Here is a 19,060-nt window from a genome sequence, read left to right as displayed (position 1 = left end):
ACAACTCACAACAGCTTTTCCTCGAAGCTTGCTATTCTTTCAGCTCTAGGCTGCCCTTAAGCCATTCTCTGTGTCGGCTTCCAGCGCAGTAACTGAGTCGGTAACTTAACCCCTTGTGAGGTCAGGTTGTTTACTCGGTTAAGGTAAGCTGCGCCATACATTAGGTGTTTGGCCACATCGACGGCGTTACGGTCCTGGTAGTTATCTAAGTAACTGCCTTTAGCCCACTGGTTGAATGCGCCCAATGCTGGACCTGCCCAGATTTGATAATCCATCTCACGGCCCACTTCGCCCGAGTTTGACCAGCGGCTGGAAAGCCCCAAGTACCAGCGGAAGATAAGGGCCATCTTACGCTTAGGATTCCCCTCGGCGCGCTCGATCTGCTTAGGATCACGTTCATTAAAATGCGCCACTGTGCCGGCCCAGATCTCATCAAGAGATGAGCGGAACACTTGCTTCTCTAACTTCTCACGCTCAGCAGTCGGAATCGCTTCGATAGAGTCGTAACGTGTGTAGAGTTCGTAGAGCTTGTTGGCTCGCATAGGGAAAAGCGTACCACGCTTAACTACCTGCAGCTTGACGCCCATCTCGAACATATCGGCAGCGGGTGCCATGGTCACATCGGCCATCTCAGTGTTCGCCAGCAGCTTGCGAGTGTGCTCACTGGCTCCGGCTTCGACGCAGGCTTGGTTTACCGAGCCTGTGACTATATAGGCGGCGCCCATGTTGAAGGTCGCTAAAGCTGCGTCAGGTGTGCCCACACCGCCGCCACAACCGACGCGGATCGGCGTGTCGTATTGATACTTGGTTTGAATTTCTTCTTTCAATGCCAAAATGGTCGGCAGCAGAGTCACTAATGGACGGTTATCTGTGTGTCCGCCAGAATCCGCTTCGGCCGTGATGTCATCGCTCATAGGAACAAGTTGCGCCAGTTCCATCTGCTCAGGCGTAATCGAGCCGTCATCGACCAATTTTTGTAGCATCTTGACCGGGGCTGGCATCATGAACTTCTCAGCCACTTCGGTGCGGCTGACTTTAGCGATAACTTTATTGGCGATAACAATATTGCCATGGCTATCACGGCTAAGCCCAGCTGCGCGGTAGTAGACGATTTGAGGTGTGAGTCCCAAAAATGCTGAGGCTTCTACGGTGCGAACCTTATGCTTGATAAATAGCTCGACGCTGCCACGCTCTAATGCTGGCTCACTCGGGCTATGAATAAGGTTAAACATGTAAGGGCCGTTTGGTAGGGCGGCTTGGATACGGTTTATTGCGGTTTCTACGCGGCTTGGAATAAGACCCGCAGCACCGAATGAGCATAAGATGCCTGCTCTTCCCAGGGCGATAACTAGCTCTTCAGATGAGATGCCGTTGGCCATAGCGCCTGCATAGTAAGCGTATTTTACACCGTGTACGCGGCGGAAGTTACTGTCGCCCAGGCTTTCTGTGCCTAAAGCCGGTGCAAATGCGCTGACAGGGTGTGCATTGCTATTTGCGCCTTGTTCTGAGGCTAAGGCCGCATCCTGTGCGATGCCGACACCTTTCTCACTGTGGTTAACGACATAACAGCCGCGGCTGAAATCTTTCAGTTGTCGCTCCATGGTATTGACATCGAAACTGATATTGGCATCGGTAACCGACCAAGGCCAAGGAGAAAGCTTTTCATTGGTTGTAATAGGATTCATTCTTGACCCTTAAAGTAATTCTTTTAGTTCAATGTGAAGCAGTTTAGCTGTGTCTCTTTCACATTCATTAATCTTTAATTCTTGTGCTGTTAAGCCGTTAATGACTAAAGCGCTCTTCTTTAGCCATTAACTTAGTCTTAAAAACTGTGTTTTTAAGACTCTTCGATACAGATGGCAATATCAAACACTTGGTAAATACGCAGACCATCTTTACTCAGGCTGGCGTCACCTGTGATGATTTTCTTACCATCGACATCTTTAATCGAGGTGATGCTGACATCCATAGACATCTGCTTGTTCAGTGGATTGATCTGTCCACGGTACTTCCACTTGATGTCTGACAAGATCTGACCGAACTTAGGGTTTTTAAATCCAGCGCCCAAATCTTTAGTGATGGCGTAAGTCTGCATGGTTTCTATGATAGCTTCAACACCAAGAGAACCCGGCATAACAGGATCCTGATGGAAGTGGAACTGGAAGAACCAGTCACTCGGATCGATTGTGCGCTCGGCATAAAGATAACCAAGACCTTCGGTGCCGCCGTTATCGACTATCTCGACCTTATCGATAAAGTTAAGCTGTCCACCGGCTAAGCGGTAGTGTGGCTGATCTTGTGGTGCGTTAAAGTGACGGCTGCTCTTGTCGAGTAAGTTTACCGTATAATCTGCTGCTATGCCTTTAGCCACATGCCATGGCTGAGTGACCTTACCATTGTCCAGACCTAACTGGTCTTTGAGGGCGTCGCCCTTGAAGTAACCAAATACCGCCTTACCTTCGTAGAAAGGTACGCCATCAGTGCTCAGCTCGAAGCTGAAGCTCTGGATGATGTTGGTGCCGGCCATCACAGTAGACAGCAGACGAGAGTCGTTACGAATTGTCTTACCGCGTAGGTCGATATTTCTTAGCATCTTGCCGTTACCGTCTAAGTTACGGAAGAAAAGCTCTAAGCCTGGGAAGCCAAGTGTGGTGCCCATGTAGCCCGAGATAAAGCCATTTGGCTGCAAGGATATTTCCATCAATATCGAGTACGGCATGCTGGCTTCATGGCTGTTCTTATCAAAATACCAGGCATCACTTGGGACTTCGTATTCGGCGATACAAGATGAAGGCTTCTTAAATTCACCGCGCTTACCGTTGACTTCAATCACGCGTGTCGTCACCTGCAGATCGCCACAAGGTGTGCGTGGTGGGATCATACCGCGATAGATGGAGAACTCGGGGCCGAAACAGTTTTCTATGTTACCGGTAGCAAACTCAAACATGTGATATGGGGTAAACGGCACGGTATCAGGCACACGGTTTGGATAATCAGGGGTAACAGGGGCCTCGACATGCTGGATAGGAATAACGCCCTTATTAGGAATCTTAGTCTGATCCGGGATTTGCGCCATCAAGGGGGCGTTAGGGCGAACAATCTTCGCTGTGCTACCAGAAGCATGCTGAGTATTTGTAGCCGTTTCAGTGATCAGGCTAGGGTAACGAACACACTCATCTTCTTCCTTGATCATGACTCCCAAGTTCTTGAAGTCTACAACTGTCTTACCATTAAGAATGATATCGATATTGGCTTTAGCGTAAGGGCGTGGGCTGAAACCGATTTCTATTATTTCCATACGATAAGTCAGCACACCAGATTGTGGCAATACCTGACCGCGACAACGTACCTGCTGTGAGGCATCTGCCAGTGGCTGGAAACGGCCATTCTTGGTTTGGGTGTGCATACCAAGATGCAACATATAGAACTGCAATAATTGACCACAACCTTCAGCCATCAAAGAACCGGCCATCACCTCATCACCCTGGAAGTGACACGGGAAGTACCAATGATTTGGCTCCAGTTGCTTATGACCTTCGATGAGACCTAGGCCCCAGGCGCCGCCTGTGCGTTCGACCTTGCTGATCTGTTCGATCATCAGAAATTTTTCTGATGCGAAGCAAAGCGATGCTTGTGTCGGACCGGCGTGAGTAGCACCGAAACAACCGGCAATATCAGCATTGAGAAGCTTGTGGATATCGCCATAGCTGAAGCTGGTTTTAGGGCAATCCAGCAGAGGGTTGAAGGTCTGCTTGACGACTAAATTACGTGCCTTTATCTCATCTTCGGTGTGGATCACGCCCTTACCGTCGGCCAGTTCTTCATCGGTGAAGAAGCCTGCGCAGCCACCATCCATCTTGAGGACCATGATATCGCCAACGAAACACTCGTAAGAGAAGAAGAATAATAGGGTATCGCCGTTACGGGCATAGTTGTTGATCTTAATGTCATAACGCAGGGTATCGCCGCCACGAGGCAAGTCGCCCAGGAAGGTGAGGGTACAATCAAGCAGGCGATAGACACGCTCGCCCTTGTTTTCGAAATCAATGCCTAAGTAGCTAATAAGCATCAAGTCACACTGACCAGACTCTACCGCAACGGCCCAAGGGATCTGACCGTCGACCAAGTAGGGGGCATCAACCGGGATATCATACTCTGTGGTCATAGTGCAGGGTTTATACTGATTCATGGTGGCATCGAGTTTAGTCACCCTAGATACCAGCAGGTAATCTGTGGTTGGTAGACGTACGCGACGAGAATAGCCGTCTATGATGGCGTAATCTGAGCCAAATACCTTAGCGATATCACCCTCGGCATATTCAACCAAGTCGGCATAGTTCCAGATACAAGGTTTAAGTTCAGGCGTCGGCGCTATATAGGGCGTTACGTTAGCGTGATCCGGTGCTAATTCCTGTCCTTGGGACAAAGAGTGAACCGCTGAGGGCTCCTTCTCTTGTTGTAAAGAGCTAGCAGTCGCAGGCACTTGTGCAGCAACAAATTGTGCTTGTACTGAGGCTGCTTGAGTATGCGTTGAGCCTGTTTGGCCAGTTGCTCGGGCAATCTCTTGGCTTAGCTGCTGTTTCAGAAGAACGTCGGCCACTTTCATGCCAGCTGAACGGCTCTTTAAAAATGCCTGATGAGCTTGCTGTGTGAGCTGCTGGTTTTGCTGGAATGCTGCTAAGTCACCTGCGGAGACGTCAATTGGTGTACTTGGCGTTATTATTACTTTATTTGTCATAGGGGTACCTAATACTGGGGTAGGACTCACAGGTGCTGCTTCGATATGTTGCGATGCTGTTTGCACTCTTGCTTGAGCGGGGCGCGTGACCAATGGCTTGTGCTGCTTAATCACAGATGAAGCACTGCCTTGGGCAAGCTTCATCTGAATTGAGGGTAAACTTGCCAGTGGTGTATCGACGATATGTTGATAGATATCGCGGCCACCTAAGGTCACTTGCTTGAGCAATTGATGTTTAGCATCGGACTTGAGCTCACTGCTTAAGCGTGATTTAAGCGCATTGTTTTCACTCGCTGTTTGACTTAACAGCAGTTGAGATTGTTGATCTTCATTGATGTTCACCACAAGTGCACTGCCAGCATTACTCTGTTTGGACAGGCTTAGTAGGCCATGAAGCAGGCCTGCCATTCCCGCAGCGGCGAAGCTGTGTCCGATGCGGCTATCTGCGCTGGTGCCAATCGCATTAGGAAATGCACTTAGCGAAGAGACAGATGTTGTAGATGAACTTCCTGGTGCGATATTGGTTTCAACGAGCTTTATGGTGCTAATGTCAACGCTGGCTTGAGTCAATAACTTATCGGTGACAAGATTCGATTCGTTTGCTCTGCCGAAGGCGAGTGCACTAATTTGGCCATAAGAAGTGCTTACATCTGTGCTAGCTGCATCAGGGACAAGTACTATTGCACCGGCACCTTCACCCACATTCCAGCCTGTGTTCGTCGCGGGATCAAAGGCAACAGGTTCAATACTGTTTTTCAGTATCACCTGTTCGAAACTACCTGAAAGGTCAACTGCGGCGATGACGACAGCATCGAGCGCTTCACTGGCCATCATATTTTGCGCGACATCGATACAGCGGCTGACAGATTGCTCTGCGGCTGAGATGGTAAATGCCGGGCCATCGAAGTCCCATAAGGATGCGATACGCGAGGCCATGATGTTGCCGATAAAGCTGGTGTATTGATTGAGCTTAGCCGCATCGAGTACGCTATCCATGGTGATAGCTTCCAGGGCTAGGTATTCATCACCGGTTAAGGTCACCCCGATGGCTGCAAGGCTCTCTTGCAGTTGAGTGTGCAGGTTAACCCGGCCGCGAAACTGGTGCAGTTCTAGCTCGGTTTCCATGGCAACTAACACGGCGACTTTCTGCCCAGGCTTTAACTTGGCATCACGGATAGCTTCATCGGTTACCTTCATCAACATAAGCTGTTGTGAGATCAAACGGTCATCTTCGTTTGGTGGCAGCTTGAAGCGTAGAAAATCTAGCTTGAAGCTGTCGATATAGGCTCCCTTAGGGGCTGCATTAAGACCAAACTCTGCCAGTAGATCAGGGTGTTTATCTAAACCTTTCCAGCGCTGTTTCGGCAGCGAAATAAAGCCGTCAGTATCTGATGCAATGGCATCATTGAGCTTATTAATACTATTGAGTGGACCGAAATGAGACGCCATACCGACTATTTTCATCGCTTCAGGATCGGCGGTAATTGGCGTGGCTATCGCGGCGTTTTCATGTTGAATAGAGTAGGATTCCAATAACAGGTGAGCATTACAGCCACCGAAACCGAATACCGATACGCCGGCGTGGCGCAGCTTGTTTCCTGGTTTCACCGGCCAGGATTGTACCTGATTGGGTAGCGTGTTTGCGCTAAACAGACCCTTAGGTGATTCGATGGCATTGCTGATATTGATACTCGGCGGCAATGCTCCCTCTTTCATGGCGAAGATCATCTTCATGATCCCAGGCATGCCAGCAGCAGTGAGCAGGTGGCCCAAGTTAGACTTAGCCGAGCCAATTAGCGGCGCATCGGTGCCGGCAAGCTTGTCTTCGAAGAAGGTCTCCATGGACGTAAGCTCAATCTTGTCACCCAGTGGCGTGCCTGTGGCGTGACACTCGATCACTTCGATATCTTTAGGTTCGATATCACTGGCTGCATAGGCACGTTCAAAGGCTTTAACTTGTCCTTTAGGGTTAGGACTCAGTACAAACTGGCCTTTACCGTCGTTGGACAGGCCGACGCCACTGACGACTGCATAAATTTTATTACCATCACGCTCGGCATCATCTAATCGTTTGAGTACCATGACGCCAGCACCTTCACCGGCGAACAAGCCTTTACTGTCACTGTCAAACGGTGCCGAGAAGCCATGATCCGGATAGGCATGGAAGATGGAGAAGCCCATGTTGATGAAGAAAGGATCGGCGCCAGAAACGGCGCCGGCTAACATCACATCGGCCTTGCCCGCGGTGAGATAATCACACGCGAGTTTTAGCGAATAGACAGAGCTGGCACAGGCGGCATCGAGACTGAGTTGAACAGCGCCTAAACCTAAGGCATCGGCAACGACCTTCGAGGCGTTGTGAGCGATAGCCCCGTTGGCATTATCGATAACCGTTTCGCTGCGGACTCTTTGTGTGTGAGCATTGGTTGGGTTGAGCTTAAAGCCCTTGTTGCCAAGTTTATCTTGCAAGGCTTTTTCAACGGCGCTGTGATAGATAGGCAAAAACAGATCATTTGAGCGGGTTGTCGGAAATGACAAGGCGCCCATGATGATCCCCGTGCGCGCTAAAGAGGGACTGTTTAAGGTGATCCCGGCATCGATAAGTGCTTTACGGCTGGTGTCCAGCGCCCAAAGGAAGCTGTTATCCAGGCCCGACAAGCTCTCACTGGGTAGTTGATAACCTGTGGCATCGAAGCTGAAGTTTTCAATGTAGCCACCCTGGTTACAATAGAAGCGGTCTGATTGGCCCTGAACACCCTGATAATCTTGGGTGTTAGCCCCTAGTTTCTCATTGGTTAGGATACCGCGAGAGTCTCGCTTATCGAGTAGATTCTGCCAAAACTCCTGTGGGCTTTTAGCATCGGGATAGAGGGTGGCTAGACCCACTATGGCGATTTTTATCTGTTTGCTTGAAGGCTTGTCTCTATTCTTATTCGAGAAGGACATTAAACTTCCCCTTTGAGTAATTTGTGTGCATCGGGCTCACCGGAGACGATGCCATTGTGATTGGTTAAACCCGCAGAGTTCAATTCTCGAATCGCAATCTCTCGGTTGAGTCCATCGATGAGAGGTTGCAGTGATAGCGGCACTCTATGACTGATAAGTTGTCCCAATGCCTTTAGTAGGCTAGTGATGTCATCTCCGCCTTTGGCGTTGACTGGCACTGTGCAGCATGGGTAGCTGCTCGCCTCGGCACCGCAGCTTCTGTCGAGCTTAGCTATCTTGTCGATCAAGGTGCTGTTTTGTCTATCTGCGCCCAGTTCGACAAATAGCTTAGCGCCTTGTCGTTGAGCGCTATGGATTAGCGAGGTAAAGTCCAAGGTATTACAGAAGGTATCGGCGATAGACTGGGCAATCATATTGCTATCAATAGCGCCTGCTTCGTTGACGGCCTTATCGCGCCTGTCACCAGACAGGCTCGCAGCACTGATAAACTTGATATCTTGTGGTAATTCTTCACACAGTGGTTGAGTATAAAACTCAATCACGTTGCCGTGCTCTTCCATCGCAGGTGTCGTGTGCATAGCAGTCACTCGGTTAGCGGCTATGCCACGCTTCTTCAGCTTGCTCAGTAGTTCTCGGCATTGAATTTCACAACCCGCGATCACACAGGTATCTCCCTGAATGATGGCCAGATATGCCCGGGGGAATTCAGGTAGCAGTGCTTTAATCGGTTCGCTAGGGCTACGTACTACGAAGCTGTTCCAGACTATGTCGCTATCTGTGTTGTTCAGTTTCCATGCTTGCCTCACTGCGGTCAGTTGTCCGGATATGGCGGTGGTAAACAAGGGATCCGTTTGGGTCTTGCTTATCAAATCATGGGGATTGTCCCATACGCCAAGACTGGCCCACATAGAGGCTTCACCCATGGAGTAACCTAAGGCAAAGTTTGGGGTGATATTGAACTCTTGCATCAAGAGTTGAGTCAGCAGATAACTGCTGCCTACACCGGCAATAGCCAGATCGCCTAAGGGCATGGCCGGGGCAACTTTAGCGTCTAAGTGATAGATCGCATCGGCTTGCAACATAGACTTGAGATCGCCCTCACGCTCTAGTCGTGAGTAGAGTGTTGGGAAGTATCTGTGAAGCTCGCTAAACATGTCGGCATAAACAGTACCCACTCCAGGATAGACGAAGGCAAGACCCGCTTTTTCAACATTGCCCAATGGCTCCGAAGTGAAGTAACTGCCTGCAGGCGTCTTGTAGCTATGCAGGCCGTCCTCAGCCATTACCGCTGGCAATGCTTCTATCATAGCGTTGAGTTCAAGCTGCATAGCGTCAACTGAGCTTGCTTGGAGTGTGACGGCGTAACGGGTGTTGGTCTGCTCGAACGCGATAAGATTATCTCTCATCACAGTGAGCACAGAATCTGAGTTAGGCTCAGCCAGAAGTTCTGCCTTGAGACGGTTGAGGGCGGTTAATAGCTCAGTTTGAGTATCACCCGATAGTACAAGCTGTAAGCGCTGACTGTCGACAATCGATTTTGGCGCAATAAAACCTGTACCTTGGGTAATAATAAAGCTGGTATTAATCTGTTTGCCTGCCGAAATATTGTTAACTGAATGAGAGAAGTTGACCGCGGTCACTCTTGCCTGATGATTTTGCGTAAACCAGTAGTGACTCTTGGCCTGTTTAGGGCCCAGTGTGACACCCTGGTTTACTTCATCTCTAAATCTAGTTCGAGAAGCAAGTTCGGTGATCAACTGATGAACAGCTGTAAATTTCTGCTGGCTGTTAAGATCATGCAGATTTTCAATCTTACTCACAGTGGCGCTATCGCGTTTGGCCTGAGCCAGTGCAAGCGCCATGGTCTGCTGTACACCGTCATTACCTTGTTGTATCGCCGCGAGCTGCGCATGAGGATGGATTCTCAGCTGCGCCGCCTTGAGCGCAGGCATCATCAACAGGGACTGGCTCGGTGTCGATAATTGAACTAGTTTTCCTTCATCGATAGCTTGAATGCTAGCCTTGAGGTTAGCCTCGAAATCATCGACTTCAATGTTAACAATCTGCTCTAAAGCCTCTTTTTGAGAAACCCCTTCTTTAGAAGATAGCAGTCCTGATTGATAGAGTTCAGGTAGCAGTACCTCGAGTGGATTAGCCGACAGACTATCGCAAGATAGTCTTGTCGACGGCAACACTAAAAGCGCGATGCGTAGTGGCATCGCTACTTTTTGAGGCGCTTGCTGCTGTTGAGCATTAAGCGTCGGATTCACTATTTAGCCTCACTTGCTTTATCAAGAGCCGCTGAAGGCTCCGCCAAGAAGGCATCATTCAGGCTCTTGCTGACGGTGACTTTTGCCCCCTTCATCATAGCGCTGAGTTCGCCATTTTCATGGTAAAGTGCGACATTAGCCTGGAGTGAACGAGAACTGGTTTTAACCACTTCAAGCTCGATAAATCCAGACTCACCAAAGGCCATGGGTTTGTTGGAGATAAACTCACCGATAGCCGATGGCAGACTGGCCGCACCGTACGTGAGTCTCGCCCACACCAGCATGGCTTGTAGAAGCAAGTCTTCGGCGAAGGGTTGGCTGCCGCCAATGTGAGTCGTCGCGACAAAATGACCGCAATCTTTATCACTCACGTTTGGCAAACGGCAACTGGCTAACAGACCCGAATCATTAAACTGCAATATCTTCTCAATGCCCTGTAAACGAGGTCCGTGGAACAGGGTACCGTTACTATAAAGTTCACTCGCAGTCGTTACTGGTTTTTCAGAGCCTAAGTCGAACACTTTAGGCACTGGAGTATCACCTTGAGATGAAACTAAGGTCGCCTTGTATTGCGGACGTCCTTGACAGGTGATCATCGCGCTCATTTGCTTTGGTTGGGCACCTTCTAGTGGCGTCAGTTCAAGTGTTATCTCCTGAACATCATCATTTTCGAAGATGATCCCTTTAAGCAGCTTATAATCGAGCACTTTTACGCGAGAGCCGAGCATTTCGCTTGCCGCTTCGCGCATCCACGCGATTGCGCACACTGTTGGTAGCACTGAATTACCGCTAATGCGGTGGTCTTGAATAAAGACCATAGCATTAGGGTTTAAGGCTCTTGTTAACGTCAGAGGCGTTAAAGAAACAGGTGCTAGCGGGCGCGATGCAAGTTGCACCTCACCCGCATTAAGCTTTTTTACAGAAGAACCTTCTGTAGCAGAGCCTTCAGCGTTTTTTGATTGAGAGCCGTCGCTGCCCTGCATCGAAGTACCAACAAGCAATTGCACACCCGTTTTGCTCAATAGTTGGGTGGCAAATAGCTCGGCGCCAGCCTTGAGAGGGATAACGTACACACCACGGTCGGTAAACATCTTCTTCAGTGCTGGATTCACCATGCCGCCATCCCAAGGGCCCCAGTTAAAGCTCATCACTTTAGCTTGCGGGTTGCGTGCAGTGAACTGCAGTGCCGCCTTGTTGAGGATGTCGTTTGACATGGCGTAGTCGCTCTGACCTGTATTGCCGTAGAAACCTGCAGCCGATGAGAACATGGCAAGCAGTTTCACCTTACTCGAATCCAGTACAGCCAACACAGCCTTCAGACCATTAACCTTAGTGCCGTAAACGCGCCCTAATTCTTCAATGGTCTTGTCTTGAATATGCTTATCGGCAAGTACGCCTGCACCGTGGATAAGACCGGTAATGTCGTTACTTTTTCCTTTAAGCGCCTTGGAGATAGCAGCAGAATCTGTGACATCCATACTGACATACTCGGCACTTGCACCTACTTGGGCAAAAGCCTCAAGCGCTGTGTTTATCTCGATTGAGCTTTTAACTGTCCACACTAAGGATTCGACCTGTTTAGGTGTCGGCTTATTACCCGTAGAGATGATGTAAGCAATGGCAGCAGGTTTAAGTTCGCTGATCTGCTTGTTTTCAGCCCATGTCGGGATAGCAAGTAGCTCACTACGTCCTGCAAGGATAAAGTGAGACTTTGTACGCTTGGCTAAGGCAAGGGCGCATTCGAAGGTCACGCCTTTAGCTCCCCCGGTCACCAGTATTTTATCTGCACTGTTTAGTTCAGGTGCAGCATGTTTACTGCTCGCTACGCCTGCAATTAAGGTCGTACGTGAAACGTTACCTTTAGCGTCGAGTGATAAACCCACTTCTGGCAATTGAGTGACATTATCGAAAAGCTCAGCTGTGACTGCATCAGCAAGATGAGTTGCATCTAAGTTTGCTGCGATATCCAGTGCACGACAAAAGACGGTTGGCCATTCATGGCTGAGTGTCTTGGTTAAACCTGCCAGAGCAGCCTGGTTTAACTCGGCATCTTGCAGAGTTTCTGCGTTTAAGTAACCGAAGCCACCATCGATACGGCTGACGGTGACAAAGCTGCGGCGCTTATCACTTGACGCAGTAAGCTTTGGCTGAAGTAGCTTAGCCCAAAGGAACGCTTGGCTAACATGAGTGAAGCTCTCATCACTTAGGTTAACGGCATCAGTTTTTTTCTTGCTATCAGCTTCAGGCTGCAGGTGAATGAATCCACCAATTTGACCGAGTTGCTGTTCTATTTGAGCAATAACGGCGCTAATACCCGCTTCATCAGTACTCTTTGCCTGGAAGCTTGCGATATCGCTGTTAAGTGGTGATTGAGCATTGCCCTCAGGTAGACGTATAACGGCTACTTTAAGACCTTGCTTTGTCAGTTTCTCTGCTAACACGCCGGCGTTATGACCATCATCGGTGATCACAAGAGTTGCGTCTGCGGCGAAACAGTTTTTAATCGTGTCCGCCGCATTAAGCTTTTTTAGCGTTACCTCGCTGTGAGGTGGAAGCTCAAGTGAGGAGCTGATGGTATTAGCAATAGACTTAACAGCACCAGATACAGCAGCGCCTAGGGCAGCAGCTGTAGATAGCTTAGAGCCTTCAGCAAGTTTGGAATTCATGTAGCTTACGATTTCGCCTAGTGTACGACACTCGGCTAGATCTTCAGGGTTTAACTCAGGCAGGCCAGGCAGTTCGTCTTGTACTGTACCTAAAATCTCAACTCGCTTGATTGAGTCGATACCAAGATCTGCTTCCATATCCATGCTCAGTTCAAGCATCTCAGTTGGGTAGCCAGTCTTGTCGGCAACCACTGACATCATAGTCGCTTGTACTTTCTCTGCGCTTAAACCACTAGCAGCAGACGATACAGTACTAGCAACATCAGCCTCTTGAGAGTTCATAGAGCCATCAGCCGGCAGTTTACTGCCCATATAAGTAACGATTTCACCTAAAGTTCTACATTCGGCAAGGTCTTCAGGATTTAGCTCAGGCAGACCCGGTAGCTCATCTTGAACAGTACCTAGAATTTCAACGCGCTTGATAGAGTCGATACCTAAATCGGCTTCCATATCCATGCTCAGTTCAAGCATCTCAGTTGGGTAGCCAGTCTTGTCGGCAACCACTGACATCATAGTCGCTTGTACTTTCTCTGCACTAAGACCTGTAGAGAGTGAGCCCTCAGCGGCTTGTGAAGGTAAAGAGCCTACGGCGCTTGTTGCTTGAGTAGTTGAACTTCCTGAAGGAAGTTTACTATTCATGTAGGTTACGATTTCGCCCAATGTGCGACACTCGGCTAGATCTTCAGGATTAAGCTCAGGCAGACCCGGTAGCTCGTCTTGAACTGTACCTAGAATTTCGACGCGCTTGATAGAGTCGATACCTAAGTCGGCTTCCATATCCATGCTCAGTTCAAGCATTTCAGTTGGGTAGCCAGTCTTGTCAGCAACCACTGACATCATAGTGGCTTGTACTTTCTCTGCACTAAGACCATTCGTTGCTGGAGCTGAACTTATTTGAGCAGCAGGCGCCGCGGCGGTACTTGTATTAGTCCCTGCAGCTGGCAACTTAGAGTTCATATAAGCAACGATTTCGCCCAATGTGCGACATTCGGCAAGGTCTTCAGGATTTAGTTCAGGAAGACCCGGTAGCTCGTCTTGAACCGTGCCCAGTATTTCGACACGCTTGATAGAGTCGATACCTAAATCGGCTTCCATATCCATCTCAAGCTCTAACATCTCAGTTGGGTAGCCAGTCTTCTCTGCTACGACAGACATCATAGTGGCTTGTACTTTCTCTGCACTAAGACCTGTAGAGAGTGAGCCCTCAGCGGCTTGTGAAAGAGCTGCAGCGGCACTTGTATTAGCAGAGCCAGCGGCGCTTGTGCTTGTTGCTGTAGAGTTTCCAGCAGGTAGCTTAGAGTTCATATACGCTACGATTTCACCCAATGTACGACACTCGGCTAGATCTTCAGGGTTAAGCTCTGGCAGACCTGGAAGTTCATCTTGTACTGTGCCCAGTATTTCGACACGCTTGATAGAGTCGATGCCTAAATCGGCTTCCATATCCATCTCAAGCTCTAACATCTCAGTTGGGTAACCAGTCTTCTCGGCAACCACTTCAAGCATGGTTGCTTGAACCTTCTCTGCAGAGAGTGAGCCCTCAGCGGCACTAGCATTAGTCGGAGCCATTGGTGTCACTACTGACGGTACTGGAGCAGCCTGATGGCTAACGGTCTGTACAGGCTTAGGTGCTTGTACTGCTGCAGGTTTTACTTCGGCTTTAGCAATAGGCGCTACTACTGGTGCTGCAACCTGAACTGGCGCTACTATAGGCGCAATTACAGCTTGAACAGGAGCAAGAGTTTTAACTGGTTGGGCTGTTGCTTGTGTAGAGAGCGCTGCCGGCGTGCCGTTAAGCATATTTAGTGCTGCAGTGTTGCTGCCTGTTTGCATCTCAAGGAATTGAGTATGGCTTTGCAGAGTTTGCGACTGAAGCTGGTGGAACTGCTCCATAGAGCGTTGTAGGCTCTCTGGGAGCGCAATACCTGCGCCAGCTAGTTTAGTTTGCTCTGTCATCAAGGTGGTGAAGGTCTCACCGTATTGCTGGGGGATCTCCAGGAACTGTTGATGAAGCTCTGCAGCTTGCTGCTGGGCTGCAAAGAAGTGAGTTAACGCATCGCCGCTAACGCTAAGAGCCGCTGAAGGCTCACTATTTACAGTTGTTGGCGTGCCTACAACTTGATTACTAGACATTTGGTTATTAGACACGGGTACTGCAATCTCCACAATTTTTTCTACTTCCACAATTTTTTCAACGACCTTTTCTACTTCAACTATTTTCTCGACGATTTTTTCTTCAACAATCGTCGTGCTAGTCACAGTGCCAGTCTCTAATGACTTCGCCATCTTGGCGCGTGTTGCCTTGCTGATATGGTTGACTGCATTAAGAGATATGCTCATTGGAGACTTCTTCTCTGGTGCTGCAATCTCAGCCTGGTACGGATCGATATTGTCGAGCTTGATGCCTGCAACGGCCATCTGAACCGCGGCTTGCTTAAGCTGAAGATCGCTATCACCTTTAGGGCTTGGGTTGATAGAGATAGTGCTAATGACATTCTTGTCATTAAGCGCCTTATCAGCAAGGGTGCCCTGTACCAGCTTCTGCAGAATGTTCTTTGGACCGAACTCAACAAATATACGGGCGCCTGCGTTATACATGGCTTCAAGTTCCGCAGTAAAGTGTACCGATTGCAGCATATGCTTCTTGAACGAGGCCTTAATCTTTGCGGCGGTATTGTCATAAAGCTCACCCGTCGCGTTTGAATACAGCGCACGTTTTGGCTTACTGAACTTGGCAGCATCAATCGCTTTAGCAAATGGTGCTTGAGCGTGACCAACGAGCTCAGTGTGGAATGCGCCAGATACAGGCAGGTTTATCGCCTTATATCCAAGCTCACTAAGTGCTTTGGCCGCTTCACCGGTAGAAACAGTAGGACCAGCAATGACTGATTGAGTCGGTGCATTGTAGTTAGCGACTTTAACCCCATCGAACTTAGCGATAGTCGCTTCAAGTGTTGCTAAGTCTTCAGCAGACTTAGTGCCCTTTCCTTGGTGAAGAATAGCGAACATAGCGCCAGTGTCAGCTTCTACGCCGTCTTTGGCCGGGGCTTTAGTGGCCATGGCATCACCACGGGCAAATGCGAGCTGGTAGTAATCTTCACTGGAGATAACACCAGCTGCGCACAGAGCACTTAGTTCACCGAAGCTGTGTCCTGCAACCATGTCGGCATTGAAACCAGCGGCGGTGAATAGCTCATACTGACCCATAGAGATGGCGCCGATGGCACTTTGTGCGTTGGCGGTGTTGGTCAGTATCGCTTCTTGGGCTTTCAGGTCGTCTTTATTAAACACAGGCCTTGGATAAAGTGTCTGTGAAAGCGGCGTTTTGTCATTGGCGGCAAAGACTTTATCGGCGGTCACTAATTGCTGACGCATCTCAGGGTAGTAACAGGCAAGGTCGCGACCCATATTAAGATACTGAGAACCTTGGCCGGCGAATAGCGCGGCGACTTTCCCCTCAACACTCGATGCACGGTAGCTGGTGCCACCAGGTAACTGCCAAGTGCTATCATTACTGCCGGCTAGCTTAGCGACTGCTTGCTTGATCTGTGTTGCCAGTTCATCGCTTGTGTTAGCCACTAAACCAATACGAGGTGCGTTAGCATCAAGCTCACGCAGTGCATAGTTCGCAGCAGCTGTGGCTAGGATGAACCCATCTGTTGTCGCAGTTATAGCCAAGCTGTTTAGCTCACTAATAAGCGCATCTTTTGTCGCTGCACTAATAAGGAAGCTCTGAGCCACCTGACGTTGACGATACTTAGCTTTCTCTCCGTCATCTCGGCTGTGCTCTTTAGTGTATTCTTCCAACACGAAGTGGAAGTTTGTGCCACCAAAACCAAATGAGCTGATACCCGCGCGGCGCGGCGTGCCATCTGCGCGTGGTAGCCAAGGACGTGTCTCGGTATTGAGATAAAATGGTGAGTTCTCAATTTCAAGCTTAGGACTAGGCTCACTGATGTTGATAGTGGCAGGAAGTACCTTATGATGCAGCGCAAGAGATGCCTTGATTAGGCCGGCAGTACCTGCGGTCGATTTAGTATGACCTATTTGAGATTTCACCGAGCCTAGGGCGATATGTTGCTTAGTATCGTTGCCTTGGCTGAATACCGAGCACAGGCCGGCAAATTCAGCGGCGTCACCGGCGGCGGTACCAGTACCATGAGCCTCGATAAGGCCTAGAGTGTGAGGTGCAAAACCTGCGTCGTCATAGGCGCGGTGGAGAGCTTTTGCTTGACCTTCTGGGCGCGGTGCATAGATAGACTTAAATTTACCGTCCGATGATGAGCCTATGCCTCTAATCACTGAGTAGATTCGGTCACCATCACGCTCGGCATCTTCGAGACGCTTAAGCGCTATCATGCCGATACCTTCACCTATCATCATGCCTTTCGAGTCGATATCGAAAGGTTGAATGGTTTCGTTGGTGGTAAATGCAGGAGTCTTGGAGAAACTCATGTACATAGAAGGTGAGTTATCGGTACACACACCACCTGTGATCATCATCTCTGAGCGACCATCGACTAGTTCACTGACGGCCATACGCATAGCGGCTAACGAGCCAGCACAAGCGGCGTCGACCACACAGTTCATGCCACCTAAGTCGAAACGGTTGGCGATACGACCCGAGATAACGTTACCCAGTGAGCCAGGGAATGAGTTCTCTTCCCAGTGTACGTACTGGTCCTGAAATTTCTTGATCAGCATTTCGCTGTCAGTGTCACTGATGCCGCTATTTTTGAATACTTTCTTGAGTACAGGATACTGAAGACGGGCCGTTAAGCTGTGGCTGATCTTCTGTCCGCCACCCACACCCAGTGTGATACCAATCTTATCTCTGTCATAACTTTCAGGAAGGTTTGCATCGGCTAACACTTCTTTAGCCACGATCAAAGAGAGCAGCTGCGATGTATCGGTTAACTCCAGGATATTTGGCGGCAGGCCAAATTCCATTGGGTTGAAGTCGACATCTGGCAGGAAGCCACCACGCTTACAGTAACTCTTGTCAGGCGTACTCTTATTGGCATCGTAATAATCTTCGGGTTGCCAATGAGTCGATGGCAATTCGGTGATTGCATCGATTTTTTCACTGATTAAGTCCCAGAATTTATTCAGGTAACGAGAGTTAGCAAAGATACTTGCCATGCCTACGATGGCGATGGGCATATCTTTAAGACGTTTGTTTAGACGCTTATCGGCTGTCGAGTCTTGTACTGACTCTGGTGCTGATTTTTTATCACTCGCTAAAGGCTTCTTTGAAGGTTTAGAGGTCTGGCTCATTATGAGTCTCCACTGGGTGCCTGATTCTCAGGCGTCTTGTTGTTAGTTTCAACGTTTTGTGTGACATGCCCATGACTGAGTCTGGCACCTGGAAAACGCTGCAAAAAGGTGTGGTAGTTGCGAACAAGCAACTTACGCAGATGAAACGGCCCATGCTTTAACACATAAGCTATGTATCGGTTGGTGGCGTGGGTATTGCCATCTTGGTAAATATCTAAGTACAACCAGTCACTGCTTGTGTCTATGCCGAGCAGTATCGAACTGGGTTCCTCGTTGGTTAGTTGTGGCGGTATGGTCAGTGACACAACCTGAACCACGCTGGTTTGATCGTCATCGGCTATGGTCTTGGCCAAAGTATCCGGGTGTAAGGTGTAGGTTTCGAGGTTACTTCCCTGAATGACTGGTAGCTGATTGAAATAACGCTCAGGAACCAAAGGACTTTCGATACTGCCTACCTTTGAGACCCCATATCGCTTCAGGCAACGGGCTAATCCAGAACGTGACACATTGGGATTGATAAACTTCTGGGTGATCTTGAGGAGTTTGTCCAGAGGTGTCTTAAGCTGGTACCTGAGACCGACCACGACATATTCCTGCAATGGAGTGAGTGTGGTGTTGAGATGATGCGGTGTATTTGGGGTGTTTTCGACAGAGTCGCGCTTGCGCCACTTACGTACGGTGGCTTCGCTGATGTTCAGCACTTTGGCAAGTTGAGTCACAGAAAAGTCAGAACCTTGTATGAATCGTCTCATCTCTGGCGTCGTTGTGGCATTACGGTGTCGTGCTTCTGTTGCACTTTGCGTACGCTTATTCGGATTAATTTCTTCCTGGAGAAGAATTTTTTTGGCTTGCTTTACCATTAAATTAGCGGGTTTCCGTTAATAATCTATTGGGACTAGTGCGACTTTTTGACCGAGGTTACCTGCAGGAGTTCCCGGTTCGTCGCGTTTTTTAAAGCAATTTCTAGCTGATGGGCAGCAGATTACATGACCTTAGGGAGCAATACAATCACCTGGGACTTAATAATGCCTCTTCAGACCAGTTTCAGCTTACATGCGTACTCCTTATTCATATTTTATTACAAATTCTGTGGCAAAAAACAAAACGTGACTTAGGTCAAATAACCAGCATTGACTAAGGTCTATACTTACAATTAACAGTTA

General features: G+C 49.0%; 5 protein-coding genes. All 5 read right to left on the bottom strand.

All coding sequences use genetic code 11. From position 1 onward, the window contains the following. Positions 1–56 precede the first annotated feature (56 nt). A complete protein-coding gene (gene pfaD, locus FM037_RS20410) occupies positions 57–1,685 on the bottom strand; it encodes an eicosapentaenoate synthase subunit PfaD (protein ID WP_144047511.1) in 1,629 nt (542 codons plus the stop codon). A 152-nt stretch (positions 1,686–1,837) separates the two neighbouring features. Continuing rightward, positions 1,838–7,684, bottom strand: a complete 5,847-nt coding sequence (locus FM037_RS20405; protein WP_144047510.1) for a hotdog fold thioesterase — start codon at positions 7,682–7,684, stop codon at positions 1,838–1,840. Next, positions 7,684–9,954, bottom strand: coding sequence for a PfaB family protein (locus tag FM037_RS20400; RefSeq protein ID WP_144047509.1), 2,271 nt, complete (start codon positions 9,952–9,954; stop codon positions 7,684–7,686). Before FM037_RS20400 ends, FM037_RS20405 begins: the two co-directional genes overlap by 1 nt. Next, positions 9,954–17,897: a type I polyketide synthase gene (locus FM037_RS20395; protein ID WP_144047508.1), complete on the bottom strand. Its 7,944-nt coding sequence runs from the start codon at positions 17,895–17,897 to the stop codon at positions 9,954–9,956. Before FM037_RS20395 ends, FM037_RS20400 begins: the two co-directional genes overlap by 1 nt. After that, positions 17,897–18,757, bottom strand: a complete 861-nt coding sequence (locus FM037_RS20390) for a transcriptional regulator (protein ID WP_185976868.1) — start codon at positions 18,755–18,757, stop codon at positions 17,897–17,899. The genes FM037_RS20395 and FM037_RS20390 overlap by 1 nt, the downstream gene beginning before the upstream one ends. Positions 18,758–19,060: the final 303 nt, after the last annotated feature.

The sequence above is a fragment of the Shewanella psychropiezotolerans genome (genome assembly GCF_007197555.1).
GTDB classification, from domain to species: Bacteria; Pseudomonadota; Gammaproteobacteria; order Enterobacterales; family Shewanellaceae; genus Shewanella; species Shewanella psychropiezotolerans.
Note: the sequence above shows the minus strand (reverse complement) of the source record. Positions and strands in the feature narration are given on the sequence as shown.